General features: G+C 73.0%; 15 protein-coding genes. 9 read left to right on the top strand and 6 right to left on the bottom strand.

All coding sequences use genetic code 11. The features are described 5' to 3' along the window. Positions 1-83: 83 nt before the first annotated feature. Genes BM223_RS13520 through BM223_RS13510 form a run of 3 tightly spaced genes read left to right on the top strand, consistent with a single transcriptional unit; the run spans position 84 to position 3,498 of the window. Complete coding sequence (locus tag BM223_RS13520; protein ID WP_052138630.1) at positions 84-728, top strand: TetR/AcrR family transcriptional regulator; 645 nt, start codon at positions 84-86, stop codon at positions 726-728. Next, positions 728-2,347 carry an FAD-binding oxidoreductase gene (locus tag BM223_RS13515; RefSeq protein ID WP_075018618.1) on the top strand — a complete coding sequence of 540 codons (1,620 nt, stop codon included), beginning with the start codon at positions 728-730 and terminating at the stop codon, positions 2,345-2,347. Before BM223_RS13520 ends, BM223_RS13515 begins: the two co-directional genes overlap by 1 nt. Further along, on the top strand, positions 2,344-3,498 hold the full coding sequence (locus BM223_RS13510) for a DUF6670 family protein (RefSeq protein WP_075018617.1): 1,155 nt from the start codon (positions 2,344-2,346) through the stop codon (positions 3,496-3,498). Before BM223_RS13515 ends, BM223_RS13510 begins: the two co-directional genes overlap by 4 nt. On the opposite strand, the gene BM223_RS13505 is transcribed toward BM223_RS13510, so the two are convergent. Next, positions 3,390-4,238, bottom strand: a complete 849-nt coding sequence (locus BM223_RS13505; protein WP_052138628.1) for an SDR family oxidoreductase — start codon at positions 4,236-4,238, stop codon at positions 3,390-3,392. The genes BM223_RS13510 and BM223_RS13505 overlap by 109 nt on opposite strands. A gap of 127 nt (positions 4,239-4,365) precedes the next feature. Between BM223_RS13505 and BM223_RS29005 the strand changes: the two genes are divergently transcribed. Further along, positions 4,366-4,512 (top strand): hypothetical protein, encoded by a 147-nt coding sequence (locus BM223_RS29005; RefSeq protein ID WP_158510201.1) that lies wholly within the window; start codon positions 4,366-4,368, stop codon positions 4,510-4,512. 47 nt (positions 4,513-4,559) lie between these two features. Then, positions 4,560-4,709 carry a hypothetical protein gene (locus BM223_RS29000; protein ID WP_158510200.1) on the top strand — a complete coding sequence of 50 codons (150 nt, stop codon included), beginning with the start codon at positions 4,560-4,562 and terminating at the stop codon, positions 4,707-4,709. 42 nt (positions 4,710-4,751) lie between these two features. On the opposite strand, the gene BM223_RS13500 is transcribed toward BM223_RS29000, so the two are convergent. Next, the gene (locus BM223_RS13500; protein ID WP_052138627.1) at positions 4,752-5,558 is read right to left on the bottom strand and encodes a maleylpyruvate isomerase family mycothiol-dependent enzyme; all 807 of its coding nucleotides are present in this window, start codon (positions 5,556-5,558) and stop codon (positions 4,752-4,754) included. 90 nt (positions 5,559-5,648) lie between these two features. Beyond that, on the bottom strand, positions 5,649-6,665 hold the full coding sequence (locus tag BM223_RS13495; protein WP_038678953.1) for a zinc-dependent alcohol dehydrogenase family protein: 1,017 nt from the start codon (positions 6,663-6,665) through the stop codon (positions 5,649-5,651). Between the two features lie 121 nt (positions 6,666-6,786). On the opposite strand from BM223_RS13495, the gene BM223_RS13490 reads away from it, so the two are divergent. The 4 genes from BM223_RS13490 (at position 6,787) to BM223_RS13475 (ending at position 10,999) form a co-directional block, all read left to right on the top strand. After that, positions 6,787-8,328, top strand: a complete 1,542-nt coding sequence (locus BM223_RS13490; RefSeq protein ID WP_038678951.1) for a UDP-N-acetylglucosamine 1-carboxyvinyltransferase — start codon at positions 6,787-6,789, stop codon at positions 8,326-8,328. Between the two features lie 12 nt (positions 8,329-8,340). Beyond that, positions 8,341-9,126: a glycerophosphodiester phosphodiesterase family protein gene (locus BM223_RS13485; protein ID WP_038678950.1), complete on the top strand. Its 786-nt coding sequence runs from the start codon at positions 8,341-8,343 to the stop codon at positions 9,124-9,126. Further along, the gene (locus BM223_RS13480; protein WP_038684381.1) at positions 9,123-10,466 is read left to right on the top strand and encodes an MFS transporter; all 1,344 of its coding nucleotides are present in this window, start codon (positions 9,123-9,125) and stop codon (positions 10,464-10,466) included. The genes BM223_RS13485 and BM223_RS13480 overlap by 4 nt, the downstream gene beginning before the upstream one ends. A gap of 143 nt (positions 10,467-10,609) precedes the next feature. After that, the gene (locus BM223_RS13475; RefSeq protein ID WP_038678948.1) at positions 10,610-10,999 is read left to right on the top strand and encodes an RNA polymerase-binding protein RbpA; all 390 of its coding nucleotides are present in this window, start codon (positions 10,610-10,612) and stop codon (positions 10,997-10,999) included. A gap of 9 nt (positions 11,000-11,008) precedes the next feature. Here the strand turns inward: BM223_RS13475 and BM223_RS13470 are convergent, their stop codons facing one another. The 3 genes from BM223_RS13470 to lnt are packed head-to-tail and all read right to left on the bottom strand — an operon-like array spanning position 11,009 to position 13,921. Then, complete coding sequence (locus tag BM223_RS13470) at positions 11,009-11,524, bottom strand: FxsA family protein (RefSeq protein WP_038678947.1); 516 nt, start codon at positions 11,522-11,524, stop codon at positions 11,009-11,011. Between the two features lie 35 nt (positions 11,525-11,559). Next, positions 11,560-12,345 (bottom strand): polyprenol monophosphomannose synthase, encoded by a 786-nt coding sequence (locus BM223_RS13465; RefSeq protein WP_235319268.1) that lies wholly within the window; start codon positions 12,343-12,345, stop codon positions 11,560-11,562. Next, positions 12,338-13,921, bottom strand: coding sequence for an apolipoprotein N-acyltransferase (gene lnt, locus BM223_RS13460; protein ID WP_075018616.1), 1,584 nt, complete (start codon positions 13,919-13,921; stop codon positions 12,338-12,340). Before lnt ends, BM223_RS13465 begins: the two co-directional genes overlap by 8 nt. Between the last annotated feature and the right edge of the window lie 272 nt (positions 13,922-14,193).

Genomic DNA, 14,193 nt, shown 5'->3' with positions numbered 1-14,193 from the left:
ACCGGTGCGCGATCGGGGTTGACGTAGGTTGACCGATCGGTAAATTACCGATCGGTCAACCCGCCCGTCCCCCGGAGGTACCCGTGCCGCCTGCGTCCCCGTCCGCCCGGACCGGAACCAAGGGGCTCCCCCGCGCGCTGCGCGAGGAGCTCATCCTCGACGCCGCCACCGCCGAGTTCGGTCACTACGGCCATGCCGGCGCCTCGCTGTCGGCGATCGCGGCCGGTGCGGGCGTCTCCAAGCAGCTGGTGCTCGGCTACTTCGGCTCCAAGGACGCCCTCTTCGCGGCCTGCGCCAGCCGGGCCGGCACCGCCATCGCCGACCGCGTCGACGCCGTCCTGGCCGCGGGCGGGACGCCGCTCACCCTCGCCGAGGGCACCCTCGCGGCGATCTTCGCCGCCCTCGCACCGCGTCCCCACGACTGGAACGTGCTCAACGACCGGACGCCGCCCGCCGACTCGGTGGCCCACCAGGCCGCGCGGTCGGCACGGCTCCGGATCGCCGCGCAGGCCCGCGCCGGCGTCGGCACCCTCGCCACCCTCGACGCCGTCACCGACGCCGACGACCTCGAGATCCTCACCGACATCTGGATGGGCAGCGTCTCGGCGCTGGTCGGCTGGTGGCTGCGCCACCCCGACCGCTCCGCCGCCGAGATGACCGAGCGCGGACGCCGCGCGCTCCTCGCCCTCGCCCACACCCCGGCGCTCGACGACCAGGAGAACCACTGATGCAGGCACCATCGAAGCGACCCGATCGGTCCGGCCGGTCCTGGTGGGGCTGGGGCGACGAGTCCGGGCAGCTGACGCCCGCCGAGGCCGACGAGCTGGTCGGCCGGGTCTCCGCACTGCTGCCCGGCCACGACCTCACCGAGCACGCGCCGCCCGACCCGGCCGCGCTGGGCGTCCCGGAGCCACGGATCACCCCGCCGGCCGCGCTGGCCGCGCTCTGCTCGGACGCCCCGGTCGACCGGCTCGGGCACGCCCGCGGCAAGGCGTTCCGCGACGTCGTCCGCAACCTGACCGGCGACCTCGGCCCGGTCCCCGACCTCGTGGTCCGCCCGCGCACCGAGCAGGACGTCGTCGACGTCCTCGACTGGTGCACGAGCACCGGCACTCCCGTCGTCCCGTACGGCGGCGGCAGCTCGGTCGTCGGCGGCGTCGAGCCGCGCTTCGAGGGACCCGCGGTCAGCCTCGACCTCGAGCACCTCGACCAGGTCGTCGAGGTCGACCCGGTCAGCCGGGCGGCGCGCATCCAGGGCGGCGTCTACGGCCCCGCGCTGGAGGCCCAGCTCAAGCCCCACGGGCTCACCCTGCGGCACTTCCCCCAGTCGTTCGAGTTCTCCACGCTCGGCGGCTGGCTCGCGACCCGGGCCGGTGGGCACTTCGCCACGCTCGCCACCCACATCGACGACCTCACCGAGTCGCTGCGAGTGGTGACGCCGGCCGGCACCAGCACGTCGCGACGGCTGCCCGGGTCCGGCGCGGGCCCCTCGCCCGACCGCCTGTTCCTCGGCTCCGAGGGCGCGCTCGGCGTCATCACCGAGGCCTGGATGCGCCTGCAGGACCGGCCCGTGTGGCAGCGCACCGCGACCGCCGGCTTCGCCTCGTACGACGCCGCGGTGGCCGCCACGCGGGCGCTCGCGCAGTCCGGTCTGCACCCGTCGAACTGCCGCCTGCTCGACCCTGCCGAGGCGCTCATCAACGCCGGCACCGCGGTCGACGGCGGCCTCCTCATCGTCGCCTTCGAGTCCGCCGACCACCCCGTCGACGCCTGGTTCGACCGGGTCCTCGAGCTGGTCGCCGACCACGGCGGCACCGTCCTGGCCACCCGCGACCGGTCCGCCGAGGCGTCCACCGCCGAGGGCGACGCTGACGCCTCCCAGGCCTGGCGCTCCTCCTTCATCCGGATGCCCTACCAGCGCGACACCCTCGCCCGCCGCGCGATGATCGTCGAGACCTTCGAGACGGCGTGCACGTGGGACGCCTTCCCCACCTTCCACGCGGCCGTCACCGCGGCCGCGCAGCGGGCGATCGCCGAGGTCTGCGGCGGCCAGGGCGTCGTCACGTGCCGCTTCACCCACGTCTACCCCGACGGGCCGGCGCCCTACTACGGCATCTACGCAGGCGGGCGTTGGGGCAGCACCCTCGCCCAGTGGGACGAGATCAAGGCCGCCGTCTCCGACGCGATCATCGCCCACGGCGGCACCATCACCCACCACCACGCGGTGGGCCGCGACCACCGCCCCTGGTACGACGAGCAGCGCCCCGAGCCCTTCGCCCAGGCGCTGCGCGCGGCCAAGGCGGCCCTCGACCCGGCCGGCGTGCTCAACCCGGGGGTGCTGGTGTGAGCCTCCTCCACCGTGCCGCGCCCCTCGTCGTGCCGGCCTACCTGCGCACCGACCGGCGCCTCGCCGCCTCCGTGACCCCCTTCGACCGGACCGACCTGTTCCGGCCGCACCTGGCCTCCCGACGCTGGGCGTGGACCCACTTCGGCATCTTCCTGCCCGACCTGCCCGCGCCCTACCGCTTCCTCAACACGATGACGTTCATCGGAGCGACCGGCACGACCTGCTTCGACGACGACCGGATCGCCGCCCCCGACGCCCGCAACACCGCGCTGGTGCTGTCGGCGACCGCCCACGCCGACCAGCACCACCACGCCGGCTACGACGCGGCGACGGAGTGCTCGTTCCCCGACACCGGCCCGCTGCGCTGGGGCGACGACCTCACCGTCGAGGTCGAGCTCCCCCACGTCCGGGTCGCCGGGCGCTACGCGACGTTCGAGGTCGACGTCGAGCTGACCACCACCGACCAGGCGTCGTGGTTCGTGCGCAGCCCGGCCTACGACCACGTCAGCCTGCTCGCGCCCTACCGGGCGACGCTGCGCCACGGCGCGACCGAGCAGGCGCTCGAGGGTCTCGGCACGGTCGAGTACGCGCGCTGCTTCTCACCCCAGGCACTGCGCCGGCGCCCCCTGCCCGGCTGGGCCAAGCTGCCGTTCGACTTCTTCACCTACCAGATCGTCAACCTCGACCCCGACACCCAGGTCCTGCTCACCGACGTCCGGGCCGGGGGCGCGACGGCGTGCCGGCTCGTCCACGTGCGCACCCGCGGTGGCACCGCCGAGGTCTACGACGACGTCCGGTTCGAGGTGACCGAGTGGGATCCCGAGCCCCGCCGCGACCCGGCGGGCCGGCCGATGCGGGTGCCGCGCCGGATGTCCTGGACGGTCCGCGACGGCGGTGCCGAGATCCTGCGCCTCGACGCCGAGGTCGATGCGCCGTACCGCTACGGGCACGGCACCGGCTACGTCTCGGCCTACCGGCACCGCACGACCTGGCGCGGCGAGCAGCGCACCGGCAGCGGCTACCTCGAGTGGGTCGACCGGCGTCAGGACGCGGCGGGCTCCGCCACCCAGGCCTCGCTGCGCGACCAGAGCTCGGCGGCCAGCTCGTCGGTGACCACGCGCGACGGCTCCTTCTCGCGCTCGCTGTCGTAGTAGCGCCCGCTCTGCTGGGCGACCTCGGGCGAGGTCGCGCAGTAGAGCGACGTGCGCGCGCCGTCGGTGGTCGACTTCATGAACAGCTTCATGACGTGCCGCACGCCGAACGGGACCTCGCGCCACACGTCCGAGGCGATCGCCCCCGGGTGCAGCGAGTACGTCGTCACGCCGGTGCCCTCGAGGCGCCGGGCGAGCTCGCGCGCGTGCAGGATGTTGGCGAGCTTCGACACGCAGTACTCGTCGAACGCCGTGCGGGTCGCGCTCGGGCGGCGCACGGCGTCCCAGTCGATGCCCTTGGCCCGGTAGTGACCGGCGCTGGCGACGTTGACGATCCGGCCCGGTCCGGTCGCGGCGAGGTGGTCGCGGAGCAGCTCGGTGAGCAGGAACGGACCGACGTGGTTGGTGCCGAAGGCGAGCTCGAAGCCGCTCGTGGTCATCCCCCGCTTGCCGGCGAGACCGGCGTTGTTGACCAGGACGTCGAGCCGCTCGCCGGAGGCCAGGAAGGTCGCGGCCGCCGCCCGCACCGAGGCGAGGTCGCCCAGGTCGAGCGGCAGGTGGTCGAGGTCGGTGTTGCCGGTCTCGCCGGCGATCTCGCGGATCGCCTCCCGCGTCCTCTCCGCGGAGCGACCGGCGAGCACCACCCGCGCGCCCCGGCCCGCCAGCGCCCGCACCGTCTCCTTGCCGATCCCCGTGTTCGCGCCCGTCACCAGGAACGTCTTGCCGCGCAGCTCGCTCATGTCCCGCATCCTGACCGCCGTGCGACCGCGCTGTCTTCCTCCCAGGGTCGGAGATCGGGGCCGCTCGGGTCGGCTCAGATCGGGCCCCGCGCGACCGATCGGAGCGGGAAGCACACCGGGAGACAGCATGCGCGAATCGAACGTCATCGACCAGGACCACCTGTCGCACGACCGGCCCTGCCCCTACTGCGGGCACGCCGGTCACTACTACCTGCCGTGCGACCGGGAGTGCGGCTGCGAGGTCCGCACCCGCTCTCGAGGTCTCGGGATGTGACGCACGTCATAGGCACGGTGTGACGCAGGTCATGTCAGAGTGAGGCCATGAGCCTCGCGCTGATCCTCACCCTGGTCGCCGTCCTGGTCGTCGCCGCGCTCGCCGTCGGCGCCCTCTTCGGGGTCGTCTACTGGGCCGGCCGGTCCAGCAGCCGCGCGCAGGTCAGGCAGACCGGGCGCACCACGCACCCGGTCTGAGCCGCCCCTCCCGACAGCTCGGTCGATCGGGCGACCAGTCGATCAGTCGATCGCCTGGCCCAGCAGCCCCGTCACGAGTGCGCGCACGCCGTCGTCGCCGCTGATCGTCACGCCGGCGTCGTCGCCGCGGTGCCACAGCCAGGCGTCGAGGTCGGACGCGGTCCCGGTGACGAGGAGGGCCGGCGCGGTACCGGGGTCGGCCACGACGTGCTGGTCGGGCTCGCCGTCGTAGACCTTGCCCTCGGGCGAGGTGCCCGCGAACGTGCCGACCTGGGTCCAGACCGACGTCGCGGTGTCGGTCGTGCGGTACTCGACGTAGTGCTCGCTGGGCGTGAACCGGCCCCACGCCGGCAGGCCGCCGTAGATGACGTCGAGGGCCTCATGGATGCCGTCGGTCGCGAGCTCGGCGGGCAGCGGCGTCACCTGGCCCGCCACCAGCTCGGCGTCGAGCCGGTGGATCAGCGACTCGTGGGCCTGGCGGCGGAACGTGAAGGCGACGTTCTGGTCGTCGTCGCCGGACCACGACCACGCGGGCTCGGCGGGGTCGGCCGATTCGAGCGTGGCGACGAAGGTCGCGTGGTTCTCGCGGAACCGGGCCAGCTCGTCGGCGTAGGACGCCAGCGGCACCGGGCTCTCGGCGTCGTCCTCGGTGGGCGCGGCCGGCCGGCCCGCGATCACACCGGTCCAGAACTCCTGGACCCCGCCCAGGTGGGCGAGGAGGTCGGCGGCGGTCCAGTCGGGGCACGACGGGACCCGGGCGTCGGGCGGGCAGGTGGCGAGGACGTCGGCGAACCGGGCGGACTCGGTACGGATGTGGTCGAGGTAGGCGGCAGCGCCGAGACGGGTCATGCGGGTGACGCTAGAGCCCGCCGCCGACAGCGCGCACCCCGATTTCGCGGGAGCCCCGGGGACGGTCTCCGAGACGACCTCGGGACGGCGTCAGGGCCGCAGCATCACCTTGATCGCCCGTCGCTCGTCCATCGCCCGGTAGCCCTCGGGGGACTCCTCGAGCGGCAGGCTCAGGTCGAAGACCCGCCCCGGGTCGATCGACCGGTCCTGGACGAGCGCGAGCAGCTCGGGCAGGTAGCGGCGGACCGGCGCGATGCCGCCGCGCAGCCCGAGGTTGCGCTCGAACATCGTGCGCAGCGGCAGCTCGACGCCGTGCGGGACGCCGACGTACCCGACGCCGCCACCGGGACGGGTGACGCCGATCGCCGTCGTCATCGCGTCGTCGGTGCCCACGCACTCGAGGACGGCGTCCGCGCCGACGCCGTCGGTGAGCTCGAGCACCTCGGCGACGGCGTCCTTGCCGCGCGCGGCGACCACGTGGGTCGCGCCGAACGCGCGGGCGAGCTCCTGGCGCGGCGCGTGCCGCGACATCGCGACGATCCGCTCGGCGCCCATCGCCTTGGCCGCGATCACGCCGCACAGGCCGACCGCCCCGTCGCCGACGACCACGGCCGTGGCGCCCGGGGTGACCCCGGCGCAGACCGCGGCGTGCCAGCCGGTGGGCATCACGTCGGTGAGCGCGAGCACGGAGGCGAGCAGGTCGTCGGACGGCGTCCCGCCGGTGGCGACGAGGCTCCCGTCGGCCTGGCCGACCCGGGCGTACTCGGCCTGGCCGCTCGACGTCATCGAGAGGTTGACGCACGCCGACTGGGCGCCGTTGCGGCAGTGCGCGCACGTGTTGTCGCAGTGGCAGAACGGCACGATGACGTAGTCGCCCGCCTTGAAGTCGCGCACCTCGGCACCGACCTCCTCGACCACGCCGATGCACTCGTGACCGATGGTCGCACCCGGCCGGATCGGGTTCTCGCCGCGGTAGGGCCACAGGTCCGACCCGCAGATGCAGCCGGCGGTGACCTTCACGATGGCGTCGGTGGGACGCTTGAGCTGGGGGTCGGGCACCTCTTCGACCCGGATGTCCCGGGCCGCGTGGATCGTCGTCGCGCGCATGGCCAGCAGTCTTGCACCTGGGGTGGGGCGTCCGGCAGCCCGGCAGTTTCACCGCCTAGGCGGTGAAACTGCCCGGCGGTGCGATGCTTGCGATATCTCATATGTGAGTTACGGTCGATGCATGACTTCCGACGAGCCGAACGGCGACTACAAGGGCCGGATCGGCAACCTCATCCGGGACGCCCGGAAGCACCGCGGGCTGACCCAGGCCCAGCTCGCCGAGCGGCTCGGGACCAGCCAGAGCGCGATCAACCGGATCGAGAAGGGCCACCAGAACCTCTCGCTCGAGATGCTCGCCCGGATCGGCAGCGCGCTCGACTCCGAGATCGTCGCGCTCGGCGCCGGACCGACCCACCTGCGGGTCAAGGGCCCCACGACGCTGGCCGGCAGCATCGACGTCAAGACCTCCAAGAACGCCGGGGTCGCGCTGCTGTGCGCCTCGCTCCTCAACCGCGGCCGGACGACGCTGCGCAAGGTCGCCCGCATCGAGGAGGTCAACCGGCTGCTCGAGGTGCTCGACAGCATCGGCGTCCAGACCCGCTGGATCAACGGCGAGAACGACCTCGAGATCATCCCGCCCAAGGACATCGACCTCACCCGGATCGACGAAGAGGCGGCCCGCCGCACCCGCTCGGTGATCATGTTCCTGGGCCCGCTGCTGCACCGCGCCGACACCTTCGAGCTCCCCTACGCCGGCGGCTGCAACCTCGGCACCCGCACGGTCGAGCCGCACATGTCCGCGCTGCGGCCGTTCGGCCTCGAGGTCAAGGCGACCGACGGCTGGTACCACGCCCAGCTCAACCGGGCGATCGTCCCCGGCCGGCCCATCGTGCTCACCGAGCGCGGCGACACCGTCACCGAGAACGCGCTCATGGCCGCCGCGCTGCACCCGGGCACGACCGTCATCCGCAACGCGTCGTCCAACTACATGGTCCAGGACCTCTGCTTCTACCTGCAGGCGCTCGGGGTCGACGTCGAGGGCATCGGGACGACGACCCTGACCGTCACCGGCCGCGAGACCATCGACGTCGACGTCGACTACTCCCCCAGCGAGGACCCGATCGAGGCGATGTCGCTGCTCGCCGCGGCCATCGTGACCCGCTCCGAGATCACCATCCGCCGCGCGCCCATCGAGTTCCTCGAGATCGAGCTGGCCGTCCTCGAGGAGATGGGCTTCCGCTACGACCGCTCCGAGGAGTACCTCGCCGCCAACGGCCGGACCCGGCTGGTCGACATCACCACGCACCCCTCCGACCTCGTCGCGCCCCGCGACAAGATCCACCCGATGCCGTTCCCCGGCCTCAACATCGACAACCTGCCGTTCTTCGCGGTGATCGGTGCCGTTGCCGAGGGCCAGACCTACCTGCACGACTGGGTCTACGACAACCGGGCCATCTACCTCACCGAGCTCAACAAGCTCGGCGGGCGGGTCACCCTGCTCGACCCGCACCGGATCCAGATCGAGGGCCCGACCTCGTGGACCGGCACCGAGCTGGTCTGCCCGCCGGCGCTGCGGCCCGCGGTCGTCGTCCTGCTCGCGATGCTGGCCAGCAAGGGCACCTCGGTGCTGCGGAGCACCTACGTCATCCACCGCGGCTACGAGGACCTCGCCGAGCGGCTCAGCTCGCTCGGCGCCGAGATCGAGACCTTCAGGGACATCTGAGCGGCGCACCGCATGTATCTCCAGCCCGGCAGGGTCCTGGCGTTCGCCCACCGCGGCGGCGCGTACCACCCCGAGATCGAGGGCCTCGAGAACACCCTGGCGGCGTTCCGGCACGCCGCGGCGCTGGGCTACGACTACCTCGAGACCGACGTCCACCTGACCGCCGACGGCGTCCTGCTGGCCTTCCACGACGAGGTCCTCGACCGGGTCACCGACCAGCAGGGCGCGATCCGCGAGCTCACGCTCGCCGACGTGCGCCGGGCCCGGATCGGGGGCCGTGAGGAGGTGCCGACCCTCGTCGACCTCCTCGACGCCTTCCCCGAGGCGCGGTTCAACATCGACCTCAAGTCCGACGGCGCGGTCGAGGCGCTCGCCGCACTGGTCCGCGAGCGCGACCTGTGGGACCGGCTGCTGGTCGCGTCGTTCTCGCGCCGCCGGATCAGCCGGTTCCGGCGGCTGACCGAGGGCCGGGTGCCGACGGCGGCCGACCCGTGGCAGATCGTCGTCTTCCGGCTCTCCCCCGGCGTCCGGCTCGCCCGGCTGCTGGCCGGAAGCGCCTTCGCGGCGTTCCAGGTGCCGCACCGGCGCGGGCGGTTCGTCGTCACCAGCCCCGGCTTCGTGCGGCGCGCCCACGCCGCCGGCCACCAGGTGCACGTCTGGACGATCGACGAGCCCGGCGAGATGGACACCCTGCTCGACCGCGGCGCCGACGGCCTCTTCACGGACCGCACCGACGTGCTCAAGGATGTGCTCCAGCGACGTGGCCAATGGTGGTCCGCGCGGGGAGGGACGACATGACGATCGCGGACCTGGGCCCGCTGAACCGCGCCCGCGAGCAACGGGCCTGGTACTTCACCGACTGGGCCGCCTCGGCCTTCCAGACGACGGTCGCCGGCGTGCTGTTCGCGCCGTACCTGATCTCGGTGGCCGAGAACGCCGTCGGCGAGCACGGCCGGCTGCACGTCCTGGGGCTCTCGATCGCGCCGGGCTCGCTGCCGTCGTACGTCATCACGGTGTCGACGCTGCTCAGCGCGCTCATCTTCCCCGTGGTCGGCGCGCTCGCCGACCGGACCGCCCGCAAGCCCGACCTGCTCGTGGGCCTGTCGTGGGTGGGGGCGGTCGCGGCCGGGCTGCTGTTCTTCATGAGCGGCGACAACTGGCTCTTCGGCAGCATCGCGTTCATGGTCGCCAACCTCGCCGGCGGCGCGGCGATCGTGGTGAGCGACTCGATCCTGCCGCTCATCTCGACCGAGGCCGAGCGCGACCGCACGTCGTCCGTCGGCTGGGCCTACGGGTACGCCGGCGGCGGACTGCTGCTCGCGATCAACTTCGCCGTCGTCACCTTCCACGAGGCCCTCGGCCTCGACAAGGAGATGGCCGTCCGGCTCTCGCTGCTCTCGGCGGCGATCTGGTGGGCGGCGTTCATGATCATCCCCTGGCGGGGCATCCGGAAGCACCCACCCGTCGCCGTCGAGGACGTCGGGGGCGGGCTCCTCTCCCGCTCGTTCGGCCAGCTCGCCGCGACCCTCAAGGACCTGCGCAACTACCCCGTCGCGCTGACCTTCCTGCTCGCCTACCTCTTCTTCAACGACGGCATCCAGACCGTGATCGCCTCGGCGTCGACGTTCGGGATCGAGGAGCTCGGCTTCGCCGAGGGCACGGTGCTCGGCACCTACCTGCTCGTCCAGTTCGTCGCGATGTTCGGCGCGATCGGCTTCGGGCGCGCGGCCGCCCGCTACGGCGCGAAGAAGGTGATCCTCTCCGGCCTCGTCGGCTGGATGGGCATCGTCACCGTCGCCCTGGTCGTGCCCGACGGCCAGCTGGTGCCCTTCCTCGTGCTCGGCGTCGCGATCGGCGTCGTCCTCGGCGGCACCCAGGCGCTCGCACGGTCGTACTTCTCGCTCTTCATCCCGCGCGGCAAGGAGGCGGAGTACTTCAGCCTCTACCACGCCATGGACCGCGGGACGTCGTGGTTCGGCACGCTCACCTTCGGCGTGGTCTACCAGCTCACCGACTCGTACCGCCCCGCGATCTTCGCGCTCATCGCGTTCTTCGTGCTCGGCGGGCTGCTGCTCCTGCGCGTCGACACCGAGCGCGGCATCCGCGACGCCGGCAACGTGCGCCCGGCCGTCATCTGAGCCGGCGGCGCTCCGTGCGCCCGGTCTAGACCGGACCCGCTGTATCAGGCAAATGGTGTCACCCGCCTCATCGAGGCTTGGAACCTTTTGGTGCTGGGTAGCGTTGAAGCAGTCAGAGGCGAAACACGGGAGGTGAGGTTCTCATGGCGGAGCGCACACTGCGCGGTGCCCGACTGGGCGGCCAGTCGTTCGAGGACGAGCGGGGGATCGAGTTCGCTGCTCGCCAGCAGGTCGGCTACCGGTGTCCCCAGGGGCACGATTTCGAGATCACGATGTCGATCGAGGCGGAGGTCCCGGCCATCTGGGAGTGCCCCCGGTGCGGTCTCGAGGCCGAGTCCACGGCCGGCATCCAGCGTGAGGTCAAGGCGGAGAAGCCGCAGCGCACCCACTGGGACATGCTGCTGGAGCGCCGCTCCGAGAAGGAGCTCGAGGAGATCCTGACCGAGCGCCTCGAGCTGCTGCGCGGCGGCGAGATCGGCCCGGCGCACCTGCACCGGGCCAACGCCCGCAAGCGCAAGGCGGCCAAGGCCTGACCCGAGCGGTCAGTCCTCCGACTCGTCGATCACCTCGCCCCGGACCACCACTGGTCCGGGGCGAGTGGCGTCTCCGGGCCCGGAGCCGCCGCGCGGGCCCATCGGCCCCATCGGCCCCATCGGCCCCATGGCGCCGACCCGCCCGACCCGGCGGACGGCGAGCCCGGCGACGAGCCCGCGGAACAGCGGCCGGGTGAACGGCACGATCAGGAGCAGCGCGAGCAGGTCGCTGACGAAGCCCGGGACGGCGAGCAGCACGCCCGCCACCACGACCAGCCCGCGGTCGCCGACCTCGCGGTCGGGCAGCTGGCCGGTCTCGAGCCGGGTCCGCAGCGCGTCGACCGCACGGCGTCCGGCGCGCCGGATCACGGCGATGCCGAGGACGACGTCGAGGATCAGCAGGAGCACGGTCCAGCCCGGACCGATCGTCCGGCCGACCGCGGCCAGCACGACGACCTCGAGGGCCGCGACGAGCCCGAAGCCCAGCAGCACCAGGGCCAGTGTCCGTCGTGCGCGCCTGGTCATCGGGGAGTCCTCGCCGTCATGTCCTCATCGTGCCCTCACCGTGGTTGGAGCTGCCGCTCCGGCGCCGCGGCCCGGCGCTCGCCGCGCAGCTGCGCCCAGCGCTCGCGCAGGCCCCACTGGGTGATCCGCTTGAGGGACTCGACGGCGACCTGGCCGCTCATCTTCGACTCGCCGCGGACCCGCTCGACGAACTCGATCGGCACCTCGCGCACGGCCAGCCCGGCGCGCAGGGTCCGCGAGACCAGGTCGGTCTGGAAGACGTAGCCGGTCGAGCGCACCTCGTCGAGGCGCAGCTTCTCGAGGGTGGTGCGCCGGAACAGCCGGAAGCCGGCGGTCGCGTCGCGCACGTCGATGCCGAGCAGCAGCCGGACGTACAGGTTGCCGCCCCGCGAGAGCACCTCGCGCTCCCAGGGCCAGTTGACCACCGAGCCGCCGGGCACCCAGCGCGAGCCGATCACCAGGTCGGCGTCGGCCAGGCCGGCGAGCAGCCGGTGCAGCTGCTCGGGCTGGTGGGAGCCGTCGGCGTCCATCTCGCCGATGACGTCGTAGCCGCGCTCGAGCGCCCACGCGAAGCCCGCCAGGTACGCCGCTCCGAGGCCGCCCTTGGCGGTGCGGTGCAGGACGTGGACCTGCGGGTCGTCCGCGGCGAGACCGTCGGCGAGCGCGCCGGTGCCGTCGGGCGAGCCGTCGTCGACGACGAGGACGTCGACGGAGGGCTGCGCGGTGCGGAGCCGCTCGACGATCCAGCCGAGGTTGTCGGCCTCGTTGTACGTGGGGATCACCATCACCGTGCGGCCCAGGGTGAGATCGGTGTCAGCCAACGGGTGCCTCGCTCGTGGTCGGGGTCGGCGCAGGGTCGTCATCGCCGGAGCTCGCCTGCGCAGGGCCATCGAACTCTCGCCTTCGACGGTACGCGACGGCACCTGACACGAGAGCGGCGAGCGTCAGGAGGGTGAACATCCGGGCCGGCCACACCCCCAGGCGCATCGCCGGGGTCAGCCCGGTGGCCAGGCCGACCCGCTCGTCGAGGACGCCGGTCGTGCGCGGCGTCAGCGACGCCACCACCGTGCCGTCGGCCGCGATCACGCCGGTGCGGCCGTTGGTCGAGGCCACCGTGAGCCAGCGCCCGGCCTCGATCGCGCGCAGCCGGGTGATGGCGAACTGCTGCTCGATCTGGTGGGTGAAGATGAAGCTCGCGTTGCTGGTCTGGACCGTGAGCAGCTGGGCGCCCGAGCGCACCTGGGGCGGCAGCACGTCGTCGTAGGCGACGTCGAAGCAGATCGCGTCGGCCACCTTGATGCCGGCAACGCGCATGGGCGTCGTCCGGGTGCCGGCGCGCATGTCGCGCGAGATGAGCGCGAGCTTGCCGAACTTCGGGTTCCAGATGTTGCGGAGGGGGATGTACTCGCCGTACGGGACGGGGTGGTGCTTGGTGTAGCGGTCCCCCGGCCCGGTCGCCGGGTCCCACACGATGCCCTGGTTGAGGACGTGCTTGCGGTCGTCGTCGACGATCGCGCCGACCACCACGGGGACGCCGATCGCGGCGACCGCCTCGGTGATCCCGGTGTTGACCTCCCCCGGCTCGAACGGGTCGACCGCCGTCGAGTTCTCGGGCCAGAGCACGAAGTCCGGCCGCGGCCGCTTCCCGGCCGAGACATCGGCCGCCAGCTCGACCGTCGCGTCCACGTGGTTGCGGGTCACCCCGAGGTAGTCCCACAGGATGTCGTTGCCCGGCCCCGGCACGTCCCCCTGGACGACGGCGACGGTCGCGCTTCCGGTCTCCGGGACGTCGTACGGGACGACGGCGGGGGTGACCAGCACCGCCAGCACCCCGACCGCACCGAGCGCCGGCAGCCGCCACGGCGCCGCGGCGTCCCGGCGCCGGCCGAGGAGCGCCTCGACCAGCCGGGCCAGCGCGAAGCCGGTCAGTGCCAGCAGGAACGAGAGGCCGGTCATGCCGACGTACGCGACCATGTTGGCGGCCGGCGTGTCGATCGCCGCGAACGCGAGCCTCCCCCACGGCATCCCGCTGAACGGCCACCCGCTGCGCACCGTCTCCATCGTCGTCCACGCGGCGGCCAGCCACAGCGGCCACCCGGGCAGCCGCCTCAGCAGCGGCACCGTCAGCCCCAGCAGCCCGTAGAACAGCGCCTCGGCGGCGGACAGCGCCAGCCAGGCGTCGGTCCCGATGGACCCGCGCATCCACGAGATGTGGCTGTAGTAGAAGACCACCCCGAACACCAGCCCGACCAGACCCGACCGACGCACGCCCAGCCCGCGCAGGGCCAGCGCGTAGCACGCCACGCCGACGGGCAGCAGCCACGCCACTGCGACCGGCTCGAACGCCGCGGTCAGCAGGGCGCCGCCGACGGCGGCGAGGAAGAGGCGCTGCACCACGCGGTGAGCCTAGTCGGAGGCCCTCGGCCGGCAGCGCGGCGGGAGGCCGATCATCGGCCGGCACCGCGACGGGAGACGCGCTCGGCCCGAGGCAATGGCCGGCAGCGCGGCGGGAGGCGGCTGACCGGCAGCTTGCTGCCTGATGGAGCCGCCGGAGACGCGCTCGGCCCAAGGGAACGCGCCTCAGGGCGGGAGGGTCCGGGACACCTTCGGACCATCGCGGCGCCGACTGGCTGCCGGCGTGGCGATGTTGTCTAGGGGGCCCCGGACCC

The sequence above is a fragment of the Pimelobacter simplex genome, assembly GCF_900114845.1.
GTDB lineage: Bacteria > Actinomycetota > Actinomycetes > Propionibacteriales > Nocardioidaceae > Nocardioides > Nocardioides simplex.
The sequence above is the reverse complement of the archived record's forward strand: the minus strand, read 5'-3'. Positions and strand labels throughout refer to the sequence as shown.

What these genes read in the sequence shown, in the direction of transcription:
- BM223_RS13495 (WP_038678953.1), bottom strand. Translation starts at nt 6,665, where the DNA reads ATGCGCGCGACGACGATCCACGCGGCCCGGGACATCCGGGTCGAAGAG.
- BM223_RS13500 (WP_052138627.1), bottom strand. Translation starts at nt 5,558, where the DNA reads ATGACCCGTCTCGGCGCTGCCGCCTACCTCGACCACATCCGTACCGAG.
- BM223_RS29000 (WP_158510200.1), top strand. Translation starts at nt 4,560, where the DNA reads ATGAGCCTCGCGCTGATCCTCACCCTGGTCGCCGTCCTGGTCGTCGCC.
- BM223_RS13505 (WP_052138628.1), bottom strand. Translation starts at nt 4,238, where the DNA reads ATGAGCGAGCTGCGCGGCAAGACGTTCCTGGTGACGGGCGCGAACACG.
- BM223_RS29005 (WP_158510201.1), top strand. Translation starts at nt 4,366, where the DNA reads ATGCGCGAATCGAACGTCATCGACCAGGACCACCTGTCGCACGACCGG.
- BM223_RS13515 (WP_075018618.1), top strand. Translation starts at nt 728, where the DNA reads ATGCAGGCACCATCGAAGCGACCCGATCGGTCCGGCCGGTCCTGGTGG.
- BM223_RS13485 (WP_038678950.1), top strand. Translation starts at nt 8,341, where the DNA reads ATGTATCTCCAGCCCGGCAGGGTCCTGGCGTTCGCCCACCGCGGCGGC.
- BM223_RS13475 (WP_038678948.1), top strand. Translation starts at nt 10,610, where the DNA reads ATGGCGGAGCGCACACTGCGCGGTGCCCGACTGGGCGGCCAGTCGTTC.
- BM223_RS13470 (WP_038678947.1), bottom strand. Translation starts at nt 11,524, where the DNA reads ATGACCAGGCGCGCACGACGGACACTGGCCCTGGTGCTGCTGGGCTTC.
- BM223_RS13480 (WP_038684381.1), top strand. Translation starts at nt 9,123, where the DNA reads ATGACGATCGCGGACCTGGGCCCGCTGAACCGCGCCCGCGAGCAACGG.
- BM223_RS13490 (WP_038678951.1), top strand. Translation starts at nt 6,787, where the DNA reads ATGACTTCCGACGAGCCGAACGGCGACTACAAGGGCCGGATCGGCAAC.